The 18,393-nt window shown below is 50.7% G+C and carries 14 protein-coding genes and 1 tRNA gene; 3 read left to right on the top strand and 12 right to left on the bottom strand.

From position 1 onward, the window contains the following. Window positions 1–331 precede the first annotated feature (331 nt). The 10 genes from G463_RS0103155 to G463_RS0103105 form a co-directional block, all read right to left on the bottom strand. On the bottom strand, window positions 332–2,449 hold the full coding sequence (locus G463_RS0103155; protein ID WP_026974028.1) for an Eco57I restriction-modification methylase domain-containing protein: 2,118 nt from the start codon (window positions 2,447–2,449) through the stop codon (window positions 332–334). 1,519 nt (window positions 2,450–3,968) lie between these two features. Further along, entirely contained in the window at window positions 3,969–4,295 is a 327-nt protein-coding gene (locus G463_RS18450; RefSeq protein WP_169725413.1) for a transposase, read from the bottom strand. A gap of 216 nt (window positions 4,296–4,511) precedes the next feature. Continuing rightward, window positions 4,512–5,645 carry a hypothetical protein gene (locus G463_RS22730; protein WP_156900072.1) on the bottom strand — a complete coding sequence of 378 codons (1,134 nt, stop codon included), beginning with the start codon at window positions 5,643–5,645 and terminating at the stop codon, window positions 4,512–4,514. Between the two features lie 10 nt (window positions 5,646–5,655). After that, window positions 5,656–5,901 (bottom strand): hypothetical protein, encoded by a 246-nt coding sequence (locus tag G463_RS22725; protein WP_156900071.1) that lies wholly within the window; start codon window positions 5,899–5,901, stop codon window positions 5,656–5,658. Between the two features lie 53 nt (window positions 5,902–5,954). Continuing rightward, window positions 5,955–6,605, bottom strand: coding sequence for a PD-(D/E)XK nuclease domain-containing protein (locus G463_RS22720; RefSeq protein WP_156900070.1), 651 nt, complete (start codon window positions 6,603–6,605; stop codon window positions 5,955–5,957). Window positions 6,606–6,800: 195 nt separating this feature from the next. After that, window positions 6,801–7,388, bottom strand: a complete 588-nt coding sequence (locus G463_RS0103135; protein WP_026974026.1) for a hypothetical protein — start codon at window positions 7,386–7,388, stop codon at window positions 6,801–6,803. Between the two features lie 1,550 nt (window positions 7,389–8,938). Beyond that, complete coding sequence (locus tag G463_RS0103120; protein ID WP_026974025.1) at window positions 8,939–10,753, bottom strand: DUF2357 domain-containing protein; 1,815 nt, start codon at window positions 10,751–10,753, stop codon at window positions 8,939–8,941. Then, complete coding sequence (locus tag G463_RS0103115; protein ID WP_026974024.1) at window positions 10,737–12,653, bottom strand: McrB family protein; 1,917 nt, start codon at window positions 12,651–12,653, stop codon at window positions 10,737–10,739. The genes G463_RS0103120 and G463_RS0103115 overlap by 17 nt, the downstream gene beginning before the upstream one ends. An 11-nt stretch (window positions 12,654–12,664) precedes the next feature. Continuing rightward, complete coding sequence (locus tag G463_RS0103110) at window positions 12,665–13,774, bottom strand: hypothetical protein (RefSeq protein WP_035485372.1); 1,110 nt, start codon at window positions 13,772–13,774, stop codon at window positions 12,665–12,667. 183 nt (window positions 13,775–13,957) lie between these two features. Beyond that, a complete protein-coding gene (locus G463_RS0103105) occupies window positions 13,958–14,986 on the bottom strand; it encodes a helix-turn-helix transcriptional regulator (RefSeq protein WP_026974022.1) in 1,029 nt (342 codons plus the stop codon). A gap of 377 nt (window positions 14,987–15,363) precedes the next feature. On the opposite strand from G463_RS0103105, the gene G463_RS23960 reads away from it, so the two are divergent. Both G463_RS23960 and G463_RS22705 read left to right on the top strand, forming a co-directional pair. Then, the gene (locus G463_RS23960) at window positions 15,364–15,906 is read left to right on the top strand and encodes a Na+/H+ antiporter NhaC family protein (RefSeq protein WP_425387045.1); all 543 of its coding nucleotides are present in this window, start codon (window positions 15,364–15,366) and stop codon (window positions 15,904–15,906) included. Between the two features lie 32 nt (window positions 15,907–15,938). Next, window positions 15,939–16,733 carry a Na+/H+ antiporter NhaC family protein gene (locus tag G463_RS22705; RefSeq protein WP_026974020.1) on the top strand — a complete coding sequence of 265 codons (795 nt, stop codon included), beginning with the start codon at window positions 15,939–15,941 and terminating at the stop codon, window positions 16,731–16,733. Between the two features lie 270 nt (window positions 16,734–17,003). Here the strand turns inward: G463_RS22705 and G463_RS0103090 are convergent. Continuing rightward, window positions 17,004–17,079, bottom strand: a tRNA-Lys gene (locus tag G463_RS0103090). A gap of 179 nt (window positions 17,080–17,258) precedes the next feature. On the opposite strand from G463_RS0103090, the gene G463_RS22125 reads away from it, so the two are divergent. Then, the gene (locus G463_RS22125; protein ID WP_245575671.1) at window positions 17,259–17,738 is read left to right on the top strand and encodes a 3D domain-containing protein; all 480 of its coding nucleotides are present in this window, start codon (window positions 17,259–17,261) and stop codon (window positions 17,736–17,738) included. Here the strand turns inward: G463_RS22125 and G463_RS0103080 are convergent. Continuing rightward, window positions 17,735–18,166, bottom strand: coding sequence for a DUF86 domain-containing protein (locus G463_RS0103080; RefSeq protein WP_026974019.1), 432 nt, complete (start codon window positions 18,164–18,166; stop codon window positions 17,735–17,737). The genes G463_RS22125 and G463_RS0103080 overlap by 4 nt on opposite strands. Window positions 18,167–18,393 lie beyond the last annotated feature (227 nt).

Here is an 18,393-nt window from a genome sequence, read left to right as displayed (position 1 = left end):
CTACCAGAAAATGAGGGTGTTTTTGCCTTTTCAGCGCCTGAAATCCCAGTCGCACCAAGGATTTATTGACTCAGACCGGGTGCGAAACTTGAGTTAATTAACCTTCTTGGGATCTCCACTGGAAAGACAGCAGGATGGCTCGGATGACTCGTGTTCGCTATCGACCATACAGACTTTGTGTATTCTCTCCATTCCTCCTTTGAGAGTTTTGACAACTCCTTAACGTCAATCTCATCCTGCGCTGCACTAGTCCGTGTTGATAATATGTTTTGCTCTTTATCTTCTAAAACTGATGTCAGTTTGAGCTGTTGGCTCATCTAAAGTCTCCCCTTTACGATGTATAATACCGCGCCAGTGCTTCTGCATGTTTAAAGGCTGTGCGTCCGGCACAGATATGGTCATAATAGGTCACTTCAACGTACCGCAAATGTTCGTCGCTTAAGCCAAATGCTTTCGTTAGAGCCAAGTCAATTTCCCTCAGGGTAGCATCGCATTTTACCATGTTGTAGTTACCGATGACCTTTCCAGCGTTATGGCTAAACATGACGTAAGCCTGAGCTTCGGTATTCAATTTATGCCCTAGTCTCGACAGAGACTCTATCTGAGGACCAGTGAAGTTGTTTGTATGGAAGGGCAGCTTTCTTAGTAAAGTAGATGCAAAGTGAAAGCCATCCCCAAACATAGTCCAAAGTAGATACGAATACCGACTCGATAGACATGCATATAGCATGTCGGCAATTTTAGGCGAGCTACATTCAATGCCCCATAGTGTCGACGGAATATAAGGCTCGTGTGCACCGTCAAACGAACGAGGCAACCGCCTAAATACAGGAATCCAGTTATAGGCGGTCCCATAGGCATAGATTAGGGTTTCCCTTGACGTTAGGTTGATTAGTTCTTTATTGTGCAAGCAACGAATAGGTCCTGCAAGATCCAACTTGGCCAATTTCTCAAAACGCAAATAAATGTCCAACCCTAGTTCTCCGCCTATCCGTGGAAGGCCATCGTCACGAATCGAACCTGGGAACCTCACAAATGTGATGTTTCTAAAGAGAGATTGTCTCTGTCTGCTATTCCAGCGATGGAGTCGGGAAGTGTAGATTCTCTTGGTATCAGCATTGCGTTCGAAAAACAGAATAGTACTTCGAGTCTTAACATGGTCACCGAACAACGAATCCGGACTTCTATCAAAGTGTGCAAATCTCCATACACCTGGCGTAGATTCAATCAGTTTTCGTAGTTCAGTCGTGTTCTTTCCCCGGTCATACGCGATTGAAAGAGGGACGACCAAAGAACATTTTGCAGAATTCGGATCTGCCAATTGTAACATCTTCTCAATAAACACCATGTACGTGTTTGACGACAGTGAAGGATGTGTTACGGATTTGTATCCGAGTTGATGCAGCCATGCTCTTTGTTCAATATCTAGTGGTGCGTATGGCGGATTGCCGACGATGATCTTGAACCCAGAACGCGTGCCAAAAACTTGAGGAAACATATTTTCAAAAGACCTTCTGTCGCCAAACAACGGTAACTCAATTTGGTTGCCATTGGTCTCCCCTAGTTGAGACGTTTGTTCGTCAATGGATAACGTACATGAGCCACCATCCTGAATAGGAGTTAACATAGAATCGGCCTGGAGTATTCTCGTTGAAACCACACGCCAAATTTCATATGGGGTTGCGTCAAACCCTTCATACATAATTGATTTGTAAACCAGTATAAAGCGGCATGAATCCACGGCCACATAACTACTGTCTACACCGTACAAATGACTTAGCGCCTCGATAATGGAATCTGAGTGCAATGCCCCAACAAACTCCCTGTTAAATTCAACCAGAACATTCAGGCATTCAAGTAAAAATACCCCGGAGCCACATGCGGGGTCTAGGATAGATAGTTCCTGCATTTTGCGGTGAATGTCGCTGGTATCGGGTTTCTTTGCAATGCATCGCCGGAGGTATTCGCCTAGAGTTTCATCAACCAGGTATGACGCCACATCATGAGGGGTATAGTATATGCCCTTGGCTCTTTTCTTCCCTATGACAGCCTCCCCATGTGATAAAACGTACTCAAACCCTTCAGCAATGTAAGGAAACAAAGACTCGAATTCCGCAATGTTAACGAGCTCTGTAATCCCAAGAGCCAAATTTTCAAAAAATCCCTGTGGTAATGCACTCGGTATTCCGAAGTGTTCTGCCTTCGTTGGCCAGTCAGCGCCGAAAAAGTATTCGAGAGCATCTGCCCAAGATGTCACTCGGTGCCTAGATATACCAATGATCGCGATCATAAGGATTCGTTGACTAGCAAGTACCTTGTTAAGGGCGGTTGCGTTCGTTTGGTCTAAGAAGGTTGATACGGTAGAATACATATTCAAAATGCGGGTGATGCAGCTATCAATTGTCTTTCTGTGCTTGATACTCACAGGCAGTTCATTTAGCTGAGCCATTCGTTCCGTCCTTACTAGCAAGTCTACGTGGGACATCGGACATTGTCCGTGGGGACATTATACCAAACGCACGTTCTGATTCAATCCCGTTTGGCATGCATTTCAGTTTCCCTACACACTTTATTTTCGACGTACATGCCTTTCGACCTTCATTCTGTTTACACTGACTTTCATCGAACATCATGTTCGATTGCACTTTTCTACGAATATGGTGCCCTCGGACACGAGCAACACAATTCAATGCAGCTAGATGCAAGAGAGCTTTGTGCCAGAACGTCTTGGAATTCGCTTCGCTACTTATAGTTCATCGGTAAGATGTAGTCCAGGAGGGTTACTACCTTCGGCCTGCGGACACGTTGTGCAAAGCGGGATAGGTATTAACCGTAGGAGCGCGAAAAACACACTGTCAACACAGAAATCGAAGCGTGAGCCAGCTATCACCGTGAAAAACGCTCCTGAATGCCCTCTTCTACCTGAGCGGTTCCCATCGACCGGAATCGGCTTAGGGTTCGAGAAGGAGCCCTGGCGTGAATGAGGAGCGTGTTGCAATGAAAAACGCAGCACGAGTGTAACGGAGCGCGGGTGATGGTCACGCTACGGCAATGTACGCTCGCAGTGTGGTGATGGAGTTCATCAAATCGACCTCGAGTGTGGCGTAGCGTTCCTTGACCAAAATACGTTCGTTCACCCACGAGCATCGGGACATGTCTTTGCCTACCCGGAACAACAAAACCGTGCAGCCCTTTAGTTATCGAAGTACGGGACGGAATAGGCGGGCAAGAGGTATAGTATGGCAGAAGGATAGGGAAGTCACGGTGTGTGAAGCGGACCAAACTGCGGTGAGGCCGGGAGCCACTCGGCCGATGCAGGAATCCAGGTGTCTAATTCACCCATTCACACTTCCCTCAGTACTCCGCTCACCTCCCTCAATGAACTTTAATTCTCTCTCGCTTACTCACTCAGGCGTAGTCTTTTGCATTTGACTCAGCAGACGAATGCTATAAGGCTCCTGTTATTACAATTTTCTGGACAATTGGTTGCCTGACATACTAGGGAGGTTAACCCCTTTTTTCTAAAATATGGTCGCGCAGCAGATCTCCACAAAGACCTTCGCGGCGTACCCTCCCATGTCTCACGGGGTCCGGCTTCCGGCCCTTTTGCATTCCACCGTTCTGCCTGTCGAAGGGTGGAGGCCAGTTAAGCTCCTATGCAGGGTCTTAGCGCGTATGGTGTGTATCGTTCCAGCTTCGCCGTGCCTCGTTTGCAAATGCAGATGCTTACGTTTTCTTGGCGAACAGTCGAGTGCCAACTTCTTACGCGATGAGCAACTGGACAGAATGAACCGGTCCCAACGCCTACATAGGGTCATATCGAATCTGTCTGCGACCAATTGTAATGAGAATGCGAACCAGTTTGCAGCATAACGCAATGAGTGACTGTATGGGTTTCAGTGGGTTATGCCTGCGATGCCGGCAGTACCCATGCAAGGCTTGGAATCCCGAGTTCTTTGCTACCAATATCAATACACAGCGATACAGCAACGCTCGACGACTTTCCGCCCACGTTTCGCGATCCTGGTCTGTCCCTTGTGCTTACCGGAGCTATTCTCTTTCAGATTGAATCTGGCCAGTTTTTGAATCTGTCGCCAGTGTGCAGAAGACGAAAGGTCGCCGACTTCAGCGAGGAATCCAGCCACTGTGACGACACCTATTCCCGGTACGCTCAGCATCTGTTCTGCCTCAGGAATCCTCTCCAGCAACTGCTTGATTTGCTCCAACAGACCACCTAATTGTTCCTGCAGCAAGTCGTATTGACTGAGCAGGATACGCAGTTCTTGTCGTGCCATCTGCAGTCCTTCAGTTAGACCAATCGACTCACTGGCAATATCCACAAGGTATGTGGCACGTTGAATGCCTACGCCACGTGAAATCCCCTGTATTCTACACATGTGGACAATCTCATCTGCTGATACGTGGTGTTTTGGACAACTCACACGATATCAGGAGTTTCTTATTGCCTCAAACCTCAAGAAACTTCATTACAGGAATGCTCCTAGAAAACTTTACGGCACTTCGTTAATACTTCTATATGCACCTGGTAATCTAATATCAGCGTTGTTATGAATAGCTTGTAGTAAATGTTCCAAGGAACCAAGCAATAACTTTTCCACCGCTTCTTTCCCTGGGTAATCAGTCCAATCATGATCATTTATCTTAATAGATAGCGGTCCACCAGTTATGGATGCAGAAAGTGGCTTTGATGTAAATCTAAACTCGAGAGGTAGTTGGTAGGTTTTGTTTCCGACAGTTGCCGAAAAAGTAGCACCAAAGTGGTGTATGGCATAGCCTTGTCCAATTAGTTCATTGACCCTTCCACTACCAGGGTTTAACTGAGCCCCCTCCATTCGGATACGCTTAATAATTTCTGCCCTATCTCGAACTACTTCATCCCCTGTCCGTGGATTAAACTCAAAGCCCGAATTCCATTCGAATGTATCAGCTTTAAATACATCATGGCAATTAAAATTTAAAAAACCGTTTGTAAATAGGTTGATAAAATAGTTGTTGATATCATCTCCAGTACTAAAGTGTTTACTCTCGTTCTTCACAGTCGGGCAAGGCGCGTACGGATACGGATTAGATTGATGATCAGAATACTTTGCTGCATCGTTAACCAGCCTCATCATTTGCTGGTAATCATATCTCGTATTAGGGTGACACCACATTACATAACTGTTGTCCCCTATCTTTTTCAACCTGAACGAACTTGATATCTTTTGGTTACGAGTAAGCGAGAGGTCGCTTCCCAACTTATCGACTCTAAATGAAAAGTCAACTAAGATATGTGTGCTTGGTCCAGCGCCGTCTATTACTGCCCTAGAGATTGTAGGCCCTGATTGTTCATCATTTGAAAGTTCCTCTCGAAGTGTATGAATATCTGCCAGAAGTTGTCTATATTCGCCATTATATTGTAGAAATCCAAAAGTGATGCTTGTTGAAACAGCCCCCAAAAGATGACGTCTTGTGTGATTGAATAACGTCCAGGAAGGAAACCCTGCCGAGGTTATCTGTTCAATCTGAGGGGCTATCTGTCCGTCAATAACAACACCTCTTTCTCCAAAAAGCAATCTCACTTTAGGAGCCTTCAGTTTCTCCAAATACGCATATTGCCAGTCAACTTTACTTGTACTCGACAATTTTATCACCTCAACGATTCAAACCTGTTGGTAGTGTTCTAACTTGAACTTCAATAGAAATTCCCTGTGCAACAGGATTTATATTTTCTTTAAGGATTCCTTCAGCGTCCTGAGTAGCAATCGGGTCTAGTTCAAATGATGTATAAACAATCAACCTGTCATATCCATGTGAACCAGCTTCCAACATGTCCAACAAGTGTTCAGCGTAGTATTTTGCTACCTCTGGGCTAATATGTTCGTAACTAACTAGCACCAAGTCTCTTTTCTCTTCGTCTGAATATGTGATTTCAAATAACAAAATTTCGGATGTTAAATGATCAAACGAAACATTGGGATTAAGCCCCTTTTCCAGTAGTATACTTTGAATTCCCGAACAGCGGTGTTTAGAGGACTCCTAAGTAATCCTAGAATATCTAATGTATGTTGCATCCAGATGGCTCTCGTTTGATCAATGATTTGAATTCGGCGAGGTGATCCCGATGTCCTTTGTTGAAGAGGAAGCAATTCAACTAACCTATCGGACCAAGTATTTTTCCACGAATCGCAATCAATAAACAAGATGCTTTTCGAACATTGCATACTTTCTAGCTGTGGTATTCCTGCACATAGCATTCGCTGAATATCATAACTTTCCTCAACGAATTGCTGTGCCGATCGGCATTTGTTGATCCATGAATGGATATCATCAAGAGTCGGTTTGTTGGTTCTTCTCTTGGCTTCAATAAATACAGCTTCATATCGTTGTTTACAAGGATCCCAGTAGGAAGCTACAGCATCGACGGACATTGTTTCAGGTTCGTCTTGAAATAATTCTGCTACATCAGTTCCTACAATGCGTTTAAAGTCTTGATTCTTTACGGCAATTCTCCATCCGTATCCATTCAATAGCCTTACAAAATATTCCTCATCTCTTCTGCCAGCCCATTGGCTCCATTCACCACTTCTAATGGGAACAATCACTTAATTTCGCCCTTTCTGAAATCACGTTTCTGAGTGAACATTGCTCCGTGCTAAGAGTTCTACCTAATCCTTTTTGACAATTACCATTGTATCTCATGCTGAAAAAATAATGCAATAGAAAAAGCCCGGATGGTAATCCGGACTTCCAGATTGCAGACAAACTCTCTTGTTGTCCCAAGCTTTCACTCGTGTTGCTCAAGCCCCTGCGACGGGTAGGAATACGTCAAAGGATCGCTTCTCTAATTCTTCCGCTGCTACGCCGAGGTAGTCATTCTTCACGGTGAGGCATGGTAGCCATTCCTCCACGGACGCCGGGCAATGCCTGGCGGAACCTGGTACTGCATCTTTATAAAAGTAGAGATAGACAAGCTTCGCAGAAATATTTCTCTCCGCTAGAAAAACCTGAACGGTGAGACGATTCGCGTACTGGTAATAGTTCTCCATCCAGCCGTTGTTGTTGTTCACCTTCAAGATTGACTTGGTTTTCTGTAATGCCTCGGCAATCCTAGTGCGAGAGTGCTCATCTTTCGCCCCACATGTGCTTATCATTTCCAATGCATTTGCCTTTGCCTCGAGCAAAAGTACTTGTCTCGCGTGATCCTTCCCGTACAACACCCCAACAGCATCCCAGTTCATCGAATTCCCGGACTGAGGCCAAAACTCATCCCACTCGGCTATAATGTGTTTTGCTCTCTCTTCGTCAACAACGTGGTCAATTAAATCGATGCCTCGTAATTCCGCGTCAAAAGTTTTCTGGTGGGACTGAAATTGAAATCCAACCACTCAATCCGACAGCATCCCTCGCTTCCCATAACTTTCAGAATCTGCTGGTTCAAGTAATTGCGATGTCTCCCCAAGAAACGAAGTAGGTGCCACTCACTTCCGTAACCGAATCTCATGTCTCCCATGTCTACATTCTCCTCCCAACATATCGTCGTACATCCTACCCTGCAACGTGGTGCTCCCCCTTCTCAACGCTTCACCCGCCTTGCGCTGAATTGCGATGTCAAACTGCCCATCCAAAACCGTCGGCACCATGTTCGCCACTCATTCCTTGCTCTGTGTCATCCACGGCAATTGATTCTCAGGGTACACGTTCCATCTCGTGTGAAATCGCCAGAACATGTTCCGTCCGCGAGCTGGCTGACACTGCCTTTCGCCATACCTCCAGCAACATCTCATCAAACAGCACGACGTGAACGCAAACGCCCGCCACAGGCAGCACATGGTTCGTTCGCAAGGAACGCGTCCATAGCAACCGCCTCACCACACAAAGCAAAGCGGTAGTAGTGGGACGAACCGTGAAGTTCGTGCACCTCTCAACTATCGACCAACCGGTGAAACCCGTCCACGTTTTGCGTGGTAATGACGTGAACCAGCCCACGCTTCTCCCAGTCTGACAGAATCTGATGTCCCTGCTGCGGCGCGGGTCCGTCCGGCGCTCGAATTCTGGCACACTAGAATCCGTAAAACGATGTGCAGTTGTCGTGCAAGGCGTCGACCGTGGCGACCGTCCTCGGACCGATGTTGTGCCATCAGCCAAATTTGATTCACAAGTCGGGGACGCCAGCTTCCGTAGACATGCCGGCAACGGTAAGCACAACGGTGTATCTTGAGGCCGAGAGCCACCCGGACAATGTCGTAATCGGGGTGTCCAATGCGCTCATTCACACTTCACCCAGCTCAGTTCTCGTGTAGCCAAATAATGCGCTCCGACGAGTGCAGATGTGTCGCAAACATGAATTCTCACCAATACTTTCGCGGCGTCGCTAAAAATCAGGCCGTGGTCCATACTCACTGATCACGTTTCACACTCCATTCCCCCGCTCACGTGAGCGTAAAGCATGGCAGTGACAGAGTGTGTCATCGGAACGAACGTTCGCGTGTCATTTGAGGCAATTTTACCGACAGACCGTCTACGAATGGCGCGCTCAGGGAACCACTACTTCGAATAGGACTCATTGTACGTAACCACTTTTGATTGATTTCCCGTGCTGTCTTGGGTGACGATTTTGACCTCATCATTCGAAGAATTGAGAATCCACACCGTGTTCTTGTCCACTGGGACCGTACCGCATTGTCTTGATCTGTGGTTGCGGGCTTGGACGGCGCGTTTTGTTGGCCGTAAGGTACAGTAAGGTCATCATTTGCTTGACCTTTAGTGTAAGCGCCTGAATACATCAAAGAGGGGAGGACTGCTTCCCCTCTTGTTTCTTGTAGCCCACGTGTTATGCCTCGTACGTAAACTCGGTGTGAAAACGTAGATTCTCCGAAAGGTACAGTAAACGCGCTACGTCCCAGTGCCAAGCGAAACCTTACTCACTGCTCACACCCTACGCTTGCACCAGCTTCCCCGCCGCGAGGATACCGTCTATCGTCTCTTGCAATTGAAGCTGCAGGTGCTGGTCGTCTTGCCCCGGCGTCAACCGGACGAGTTTCACGTAGTAATCCGCGAACTCTTGAACCGGTTCGCCGCCGGACGGGTGAATGGCCCAAACTTCTCGCACGGGCCAGGTATCCACCGGGGTGCTGTGAGTGCCGTATAGGTAGCGAGACTTACAGCCGCCTTGATACGCGCTGATCTGGTTCATTTCACGCGGGCGTTTCCCGATGTCCCATGACATACTCCAGAAATTCGCTATCGGCCGATACTTGAAGTCAAACATGAGGCTCCCAAAATAGGCGCCATCGTGGTACACATCCAGTCGTCCGTCTGGGCGGTTGTGCGACTGCGTGGTGTACAGGGGCTGCTCCGGACTGGTCTGATGAACACGCGTTGGAATCTCGCCGTCGTAGATGAGCCGCAGACGAACGGATCCGCGTTCCAAGGAGACGGATACGCCGGATTGCATTTCGTCCACAAACACCCGTTGTTCCCCTCGGTGCCCTTCGTAAAACCAACTCGTCACGGGGACGAATCCCAGTTTCGTCACGGCCTTCAGCACTTTGAGAAAGCCCCACATCTCGTACAGTTGGCTGGTCGGCCTCCACTGCAGTGCGTAGCGCGTGCTGACGTCAATCTGCAGTTCTTCGTTGTTCAACTCCCGGTACACCTGGTAAAACACGCGGTACCGGGAGTCGCTGACCAGAACGTGCGTGAAGGCAGGGCGGCCGCTGCGGACCACGTCGGATCGGATGGATTGATACCAGGGTGCGGTTTGCAGCATGCGCAGCACCCGTGTCACCCGGTTTGTGGTCTGCATGTACTCCTCGACGTTTCGCAACAGGATTTGCTTTCTCTTTTGCTCGTTCTCCGCACTCTTTTGATAACCGGCGAACTTGGCCTGAACGTCGATATCTCTGCGCAACTGCTCCGCGTACCGCTGCAGCATTTCGTTCATGTGCGCGAGTGAACGCAGCACTTTGTCGGTCACAAACACAATCCAACGGTTTTCAATGCGGTCGTACCCGATGCCGCGGCGCGGGGTCAACACGGTGCCCCGGGCGGGCGGCCTTTTCAACATCTGTCCAATCGCCCACTCGTCTGTCTCCGCGGCGCCGTTGGCGGGGACATTCTCATACGTCTTGATAATCCCGTGATTGGCCCTATCCATCAAGTCCAGAGCCGCTGCTGTCAACGAATCCGCGTAGCGTAGAATCACGTGGAACTGAAGAATGTTCAGTCCTGACACGTCCGCTGCTATTGGGTGTCCGGGAGTGAGCTGGCGGCGGGCCAGTTGGTATGCCAGTCCGCGCACTTCCTCGCTGAGTTCCGTGCGCATCACTTCGAGTTCGGCAGCATTCATTAACTTGGGTTGAACCTGCACACTCGCGTAGTAGGCCTTGTCCCGCAGCCGCACGCACAGGTGGTAGATGCCTGGGATCCAGGGAATATACCCATCGGCGAACAGTCGTACAGGACCCGCTCCAGGGATCACGTACGGCGTGTCATCCGAAGAGATCTGCACAATTGGACTTTGCAGCGGCAGCGCGTCGAGAATATCGAGAAAGAGTTGCGCTTCCGGCCGCTCGCTCTCAAAAACGACTTCGTACTCCGTGTTTTCCGTGAGCACGACACTCCGCCGTTCCATCGCGAGGAGCTCTTCCTCTGAATCCGTGAAGAACGAGACTTTTGCCTCCTCACGATGCTTATCCTTGACTGCAATAAATCGAACCTGGAATGGAACTTCATCAAATGGTATAACCATTCGCCTTTACCTCTCTCCACTTGGCCTCAAGCACTTTTCGGGTGCGGGGAAAACGAGACAAGTGGGCGTATCTATCCACGACGTGCAACAATCCGCCTTGCTTTTCCGGCAGCTGGTCATGGCGAATCAAATCGGACAGAAGCTCTTCCGGCCCCCGTAACTTCGTGAGCACGCGCTGACACACGAGCCGGTCCAGGGCATCGGATCGGGTGAACGACGACCCGGCAGGGATGTTCTTCATGTACAGGTCAATCTGGCGGACCGTGCGCGGCCCGACGCCAATGCGCTTCGTCGCTTTCTGCATGGCATCATGCAAGGCCCAGAGGAATTCGAGCTCGTCGTTCGTCAGGCTGACCTTTTCGTCGAATCGGCGAAATCCTCCGTACAGTTCACCCGGCCAGTCGAGTTCTGGAACGGGTTTCGGATCCAGATTGCACATCTGGGGGAACGGCAAAACGTCCAACTGAATCACGTTGGCGCGGTCAAGTACCTTGTCTGAGAAATGGTACGTGCTCTCGTCGAGGTTGACCGTGCCCACAAACAACACGTTGTCGCCAATCTCAATCTCCGGCGGGTACTGTGCCGCATTGTACAGACGGTTTTCCAGGTCTCGGTTGTACAACTGCAGCCGCCGCTCGCCAGGCTCTTTCTCCAAAACCGACAGCAACTGCGAGAAGTAATGCTCGACGCGGGCCAGGTTCATTTCGTCAAAACAGATGATGTAGATTTTCTCCTGGTTTTCCGGTCGAGCCGCTTGGACAAGCGCGTTGATCAACCCAGAATCGGAGGGGCGGTAAATCATGTGCATCAGATCTGCATACCCCAACAGGTCTGAATCGTCATTCCAGGAAGGACGAACCGGGATGAACACGAGTTCATGCCGGCGCCCGAGTGTCTTCGCGTACGCCTGGACCAACTTCGACTTGCCGGTGCCGGACAAGCCTGCGAGGATGGTCAGTGTGGAAGACTTCATCGACACGTGAAAATTGCACAGGTCCTCGGGGGAGTACTGTAACCCCATGGAGCGAGTCACTTCCTCAAAGTGATGGAGGAACTCCACTTCTTTTCCGTCCGAGGTTCGGGTCGGCTCACTGGTCTCCATTTCCGGTTCAACCTGGGTTTGCCTCGGCGGCTCAACTGACGATGTGGACTCGTCCAACGTCACCTTGACGGCCATTTCGCTCTTGAAAGTGTGCACCAGTTGCAGATACGCTTCCCGTGGCACAAACAGGACCGTACCACCGGCATCATAAGCATCATCCAGCCAATCTGGGTTCGTGAGCCGGTAGTGTTTCAATGTATCGTTTTCCGCTTCCAGTTGGTAGCCGCCGTAGACGTACAGGTGCCCCGCGAACTCGCCGAATACTTCGAGTGTCCTGTCGTCGTGTGACCAGAAAATCAACTGCGGTGTGTCGTCTTTCCCGGTGGCAATGTTGTCGATTCGGCCGATGGGCTTGCGCTCCAGCAGTAAGCGCTGAAACGTCTCGTAGCTATGCCCGTGCTTTTCGGTGCTGAATACGGGTACGGGAATAAAGGTGCTGTTGGGCCGAAATCCCTCGGACTTCGACTGGAGGCGAACGTTGGTCGCGACGTGATACGTCTGACCCCGGCTGCGCTGAATCTCAACATTGAATATCAAGACTTTGTCGCGGATGAACTCTTCAATACGCTTGCATCGATCCGCAGGAGGCAACGACTTGTCGTCAATAAAGTACTTGTTAATCCGATCCGCGAACACGGTAAACTGCTTGGTATTATAGGTTTCCGGGGTATCCGAAATGGCTCGAATGGTGAACTGCAGTTCATCCACCTGGTTGACAAACACGGACCCGCGCGGGCTTAATGCGTAACTGAGTTCGTCAAAGACACCGAGTATATCTACGTTGCTCGTGTATGCCATCCTGTATCCTCCTAGTTGCTCAACACATACTGTTGCAAGTCTTGCACGTTCTCAAAAACCTTCAGCTTGTGTCCCGGAATTTCCTTACGCAACCGACTTTTCACGCGATTTGTCACGGCAAAATCAATCATCCATACTTCGTCCCAGGTTTCCATATCGTATTGTTCAAAGAATGTACTCACGTTTGAAGTTGCAAAGGGAATGACGCGGCATCCCGGTGGATTCTGGATGGACATGGACGGGATGTCTCCAATCACAGCGACGTTCCGCACGGTCGGCTCCATCTCCTCGGTACCCGCTGCCACCTGCGGAACATGCGCCATGGCGCCTGACAACGATTCCAGTTCCGCTTTTAGGCGAGCGTTTTCCTCGAGGGCTCGGTTGAGCTCGTCCTGCCGTTCGGCAAGCTGGGCTTTGGCTTTTTTGAGATCCTGCCCCAATTGAAGGGCCGCTTGCTCGCTTTGACTGAGCGCCTCCTGCAATTCCTTGTTTTCCTTCTCCAACTTTTGTACCTGTGCCTTATATTGGTCCCGCTGTTCTCGTACGGTACGCAAGTTGTTTTCCGTGCGGTTCGCCTGTGTTTCCAGATCACGCTTGGCCCTGCGCAACTGTTGCCTGACACTGTTCAGCTCTTCCTGTAACTCGGCCACTTTCCTCTCGAGTTCCTGCGTTGCGTCTTCCATGGAACCATTGGAAGTCTGGTCCGTCGGCCCTTGTTGGGTCTGCTCTTGCAGCGCGCTTTCCGTGGCGCTCTTGAGCCTTTCTATCAACTGCCACGCTTTTTCCTCTGCCTCATTGGTCTCATGGGCCAACAGGATCCAAATCGGCAAACATTCGCGCTTGTGATCCTCTATCAATTCCCACAGTTCGTCCACCGATTTGTCCGGGTATGTTTGCAATCGCTCTTTCTTGTCCTTCATATCTCGGAAGATCTGTCGCATCTTAAGCAGCTTCTTCGGCGTCTTCAACTGGGCTTCAATCATTTTTCGCGCGCTTCGCACGCTGTTGAGTGATACTTTGGTCCCAAAACCGTTGACCGGAATGTGAAAGGAGTTGATGAGTCGAACAATTTCCGCGTCCGGAACGGTTTCGAGCGCCGCTTTCCACAACGACTCATTCAATCGCAACCAAGTCCTTTCTATGTACCTTGTTGATAGCAAGCATCATTATAACAACCAAGCGCCCGAAGGGGCCTTTTCACGGACAGGGGAAAACCTTGAAGTTGCTTCCAAGTTTCATTCCTCCCAGAATCAATGATCATCCCAACTCATCCCTATTGTACCGTCCTCTAGTGACAAAGGATGTCACCGGAACGTGCGTTCGGGTGCAGCTGCGCGTTTCTGGTACCTGGCCAGCATTTTTTCCGCTTCCTCTTTTATCCTCTGTCGGAGCTCGCTTGGTTCCATCACCTCGACGGCGCCTCCGTACTGCGTCACAAATCGGAGAAACTCTGCATTCAGATGGACGCGCACCTCCACGATGTAGCGGCCATCCGGGTCTGTGTTCTCGCCGAGCACTCGGTGTGCGCGGATGTCTTCGCGCGCGTAGCCCGCCACGTCCGCGTCAAACGCGAGCTTCACTTTCACCTCTGGGCCGGATTGATCAATGCCCCAGGCAGACTTGAGAAAATCGGTGAGCGAAAAACGAGTGTCGCGAACAAACGTATCCGCGAGGGAGTGGACGGACTGCATCCGGGCCACTTTGAACGTGCGAAACGCGTGTCGCAGATGGCAGTACCCAATGACGTACAAAGAATTCTGCCACGGTACGAGGTAGTACGGGTTGATCTGCCTGGTTTCCGAAGCCGCGCTGCCGACTTTCTGATATTCGATTTCAAGGGTCCTCCTGTTGCGGATGGCGGAGAGAATCTCGAGGACGACGCCATCGTCCGCTGTATCCGTAACGTTCGCCAAGTCCACCACAACGCCCGGATCTGGCGCTTCTGGCTCTGACGCCTGCTTCTCCGCCCGACCGCGTCCCCCGAGCACCTTATCCATCGCGCTCTGGTACGCATGGATGAGCGAACTGACCTTTCCGTCGAATAACGATCCCCTGAGCAACCACGGCACGATTTCCAACGCGAGTCGATCCGATTCGGTCAAGGGCATGGGAACCCGGCTTAGGTCTTGCATAATGAAGTACCCGCCGATCGGCTCTGACTCGACGCGAATGCCGATATCTTCGAGAAGCCGAATGTCGCGGCGAATGGTGCGGACAGAAGTGTGAAAATGCTCTGCCAATTTGGAGGCTGTGTACACCTTGGGGTGCTTGGAAATCAGGTTGACGAGGTCAAACAACCGTCCGGCGTGTCGAACGTTTTGTCTCTCAGGCATATGTGATCCCCTTTGTGATTTCATGTCTGAAACGAATTTCCACAAGAAAATGGGATCTCCTTGCATGCTGTTGATGCGGCACATATGGGAATTGATGGTTTTCTCCACGATTGCTAGAATGGAACCGTTATGTGTTCGCGGCGAGATGCCCTTGCATGAAACCAGTCGGTAAAAGTTGTTGGCGGAGCGGTTGAGGGACGCGCAGACTGAGGGTGAGTCGGTGATTCTCCAGGCCCCTTCGGGGTACCGACAACATCCACGCTAGGAGGCACAGAACATTGGCTCAAACCCACGTGGAACCGTCAGCATTCCACAACCAGAAGTACGCGTGGACCGTACCTCTCTCCTTGTTAGCGGGGATTGTTCTAGCGTTGTCGATGAAGTGGCCGATTTATCTCGGTATACTCATTGGTTATCTATGGTCGACTGCATACACAAAAGCGAATCATTCATGGGGCAAAGTATTCCGGGGCACTTGGTCCGGTATCCTAAACATGTGGAAGGTCTGTGTGGTCCTCCTGCTTGTCGGACTCATTGTCGCCCTTTGGATGGTGTCTGGCACGATTCCTTTTCTGACCGATGTAGGGTCGACGCTCATTCGGAGCAGCAATATCATCTGGATTACATTTTTGCTGTCAATCGGGCTTTCCATGCTGATTGGAAGCTCCATCGCTACATGGGGCATTCTCGGCCCCCCGTTGTTGGCGTTGACCCCACCTCATTGGAGTGCGATTGTGGCCGGAGCGTTGGTTTCGGGGGGAATGGTTGGGGATCGGTCATCTCCGATGTCCACCAGTGTCATGGTCATGAGCAAAGCGGCGGACATGTCTCCGACGCAAACGTTGCACCAGTTGTTGCGAACGGCCATCATGCCATTTCTGCTGTCTGCCATCGTTTTTTCCTGTTCAACGTCACGATAGGGATGGGCGAACACCCCACAGCAGTCCACCACGTGCAGCTCAGTTTGAAGGCGCTGCTGCTTATGGTTCCTCCGTTGTCTGTGATTCTTCTCTCCATCCTACGAGTGCCGTTACTATACAACCTGGCGGTTGCGTCTGTCGTTGCACTCATTTGCGCATTTGTGGCCCACAAAAGGGGTCTCATGGGTCTCCTGCTGGAGGTGTGGTACGGATACCCGCTGCACCTTCAGACGCGCTATCTACACATCGGTGGAATCCAGCCCATGATACCCGCCAGTTTACTAATTGTAACGGCAGGCGCATTTCAGGGAGTCACAGCCATCGGTGGTGCCATCGAGTCTCTGACCCAGCGCCTTTTTGTCCACATCAATAAACCCGCCAGTTTGGTGGGAGTAGCATACGTATTGAACGTGTCATTTTCGATGCTCGCAGGTAGCCAAATGTTGTCTGTTCTCATGAGCGGAAATACACTTCTTCCGCAGTTTGAGGCCCGGGGAATTGGTAGGAGAGAAGTGTTGCAAATCATTGCGGATTCGTCAGAGCTGATTTCATCGGTAATCCCTTGGAATCTCGTTGGCCTTCAAGCCAGTGCCATTATCGGTGTCGCTACATTACAGTTTGCCCCATACGCGAGTTTTGTCTATTTCGCACTCATTTTGTCCATCGCGCTCACGTGGAGAAGAATTCGAGTGCAAATGGCAAGAATCTCTTTCTTTTGTCAAATGTGTGACAATACGTTGACCCGCATCGGTGGATCGGATCTGAAGATATTTATATGTATGATACGAAATCCATGTAATGTGGCATGGTTTTCGAGGATTTGTTAACGTTCTCGGCCAAAAAGCGACTCTCTATCCGTCTCACGACGATTTCTTGAAAAAAACCCGGCCCCTGCAAAATTGCAGGAGCCCAATTTGGAGTGGGTAAGGGCTAGGATCAATGTACAGACCTGTACTGAGCAGTATCTGAATATCTGGATCGCCTCGAACAACGTAATCCGTCCCCAATCCGTCCCCAATCGCAATAACACTGCCCATCAGGGAGAAAAAGACAAAATAAAAACCCCTTGTGCCACAAGGGATTTCGTGAAATGTATTTGGTGAGCCATGCTGGACTCGAACCAGCGACACCCTGATTAAAAGTCAGGTGCTCTACCAACTGAGCTAATGGCTCGCGTTCGAAGCGACGCCATTGAATATAGCACACTCAGGCCAATGTTGCAAACCTTTTTTCGCTCCAAATTCCTCCAAATCGATATCCTCCACCCCGGCGGCCACCAGGGCCTTGGGGCGAAGGGCGCGCACACACGCATAATTCACGAGAGACGCGCGATACTACCGGATATGGATACATTGGCCAAACTTTCATGCGTCGCTCTGTTCTTCGGATGCTTGGCAGCAATGGTCTCCCCAGCCTACGCCCGCACACAGATCACTGCGTCGAAGCACGGGGGTGCAGCCAAGGCGGCCATGGCATCCGTGGACAGCACCCCCATCGTCGCCAGTTCGGTGGGTGACTTCATGCTTACCGCGTACGCGGTGAGCCCCAGGTCCACGGGCAAACGTCCGTCCGATCCGGACTTTGGCATCACCTACAGCGGAACCCGCGCCGATGTGCATCGGACCGTGGCGGTGGATCCGAAAGTGATACCAATCGGTGCAAAACTGTACATCGAAGGCATCGGCTGGCGCGTCGCGGAGGATACCGGAGGTCTCATCAAAGGCCACCACATCGATGTCCTGCTGCCTTCCGACGAAGACGCCATTCGGTTTGGCGTTCGGCGCCACGTCCGAGTGTACATTGTACCGCCGCAGCCGCGGCATCGGCATTAACCGGAAATCCCGAGATAGTCGCGGACAGCCGCCACAAACGGTGGCAGCAGTGGCGCGTAGCTGACAACGGCGTCGCGCACCACCTCGGGCGAAACGCTGACATAGTTGCGCAACAGTTGTTCGCGCACCTCCATCACGCCACTGAACGCCTCAAACCACGCGAACGACACGACTTGCTCCTCGGCGATGACGCGCAGGATGTCCAAATACCCCCCGGGATCGCGCATGACCAACGCGTCAATCAACGCGTTGGCAGCGTCCACAACGCATTCAATCGCCACGTGCAGCGCCCGCTCCGTCGCCCAGCAGGTGGTGGTGTCCGCCCACCACTCGGGCGTTTCCTTCAGCCGTTCGAACCACGCGGACCGCACCTCAATGGCGCACAGTGACTGATTGACCTTCTCCTTCAACGCATCTGTGATGAACACGCACAAGCGCCCCCTGTCGACCCTGTGGAACTTTTGCACATTCGGTGCAATAACGTTTTCATGCATACCACAGTACAGTATAATTGACCTCAATGGGTATGCAAGTTGCCCGAACGCTGCGCTGCCCTGAACACGGCGCTCCGAATCGGCGGGACATCACGCGCAAAAGATTCTACCAACGAAATTTTCAGATGAATAAGAATGCCGCGTCGGAGCTCGAACGACAC

This window comes from Alicyclobacillus contaminans DSM 17975, assembly GCF_000429525.1.
Taxonomy (GTDB): domain Bacteria; phylum Bacillota; class Bacilli; order Alicyclobacillales; family Alicyclobacillaceae; genus Alicyclobacillus_A; species Alicyclobacillus_A contaminans.
The sequence above is the reverse complement of the archived record's forward strand: the minus strand, read 5'-3'. Positions and strand labels throughout refer to the sequence as shown.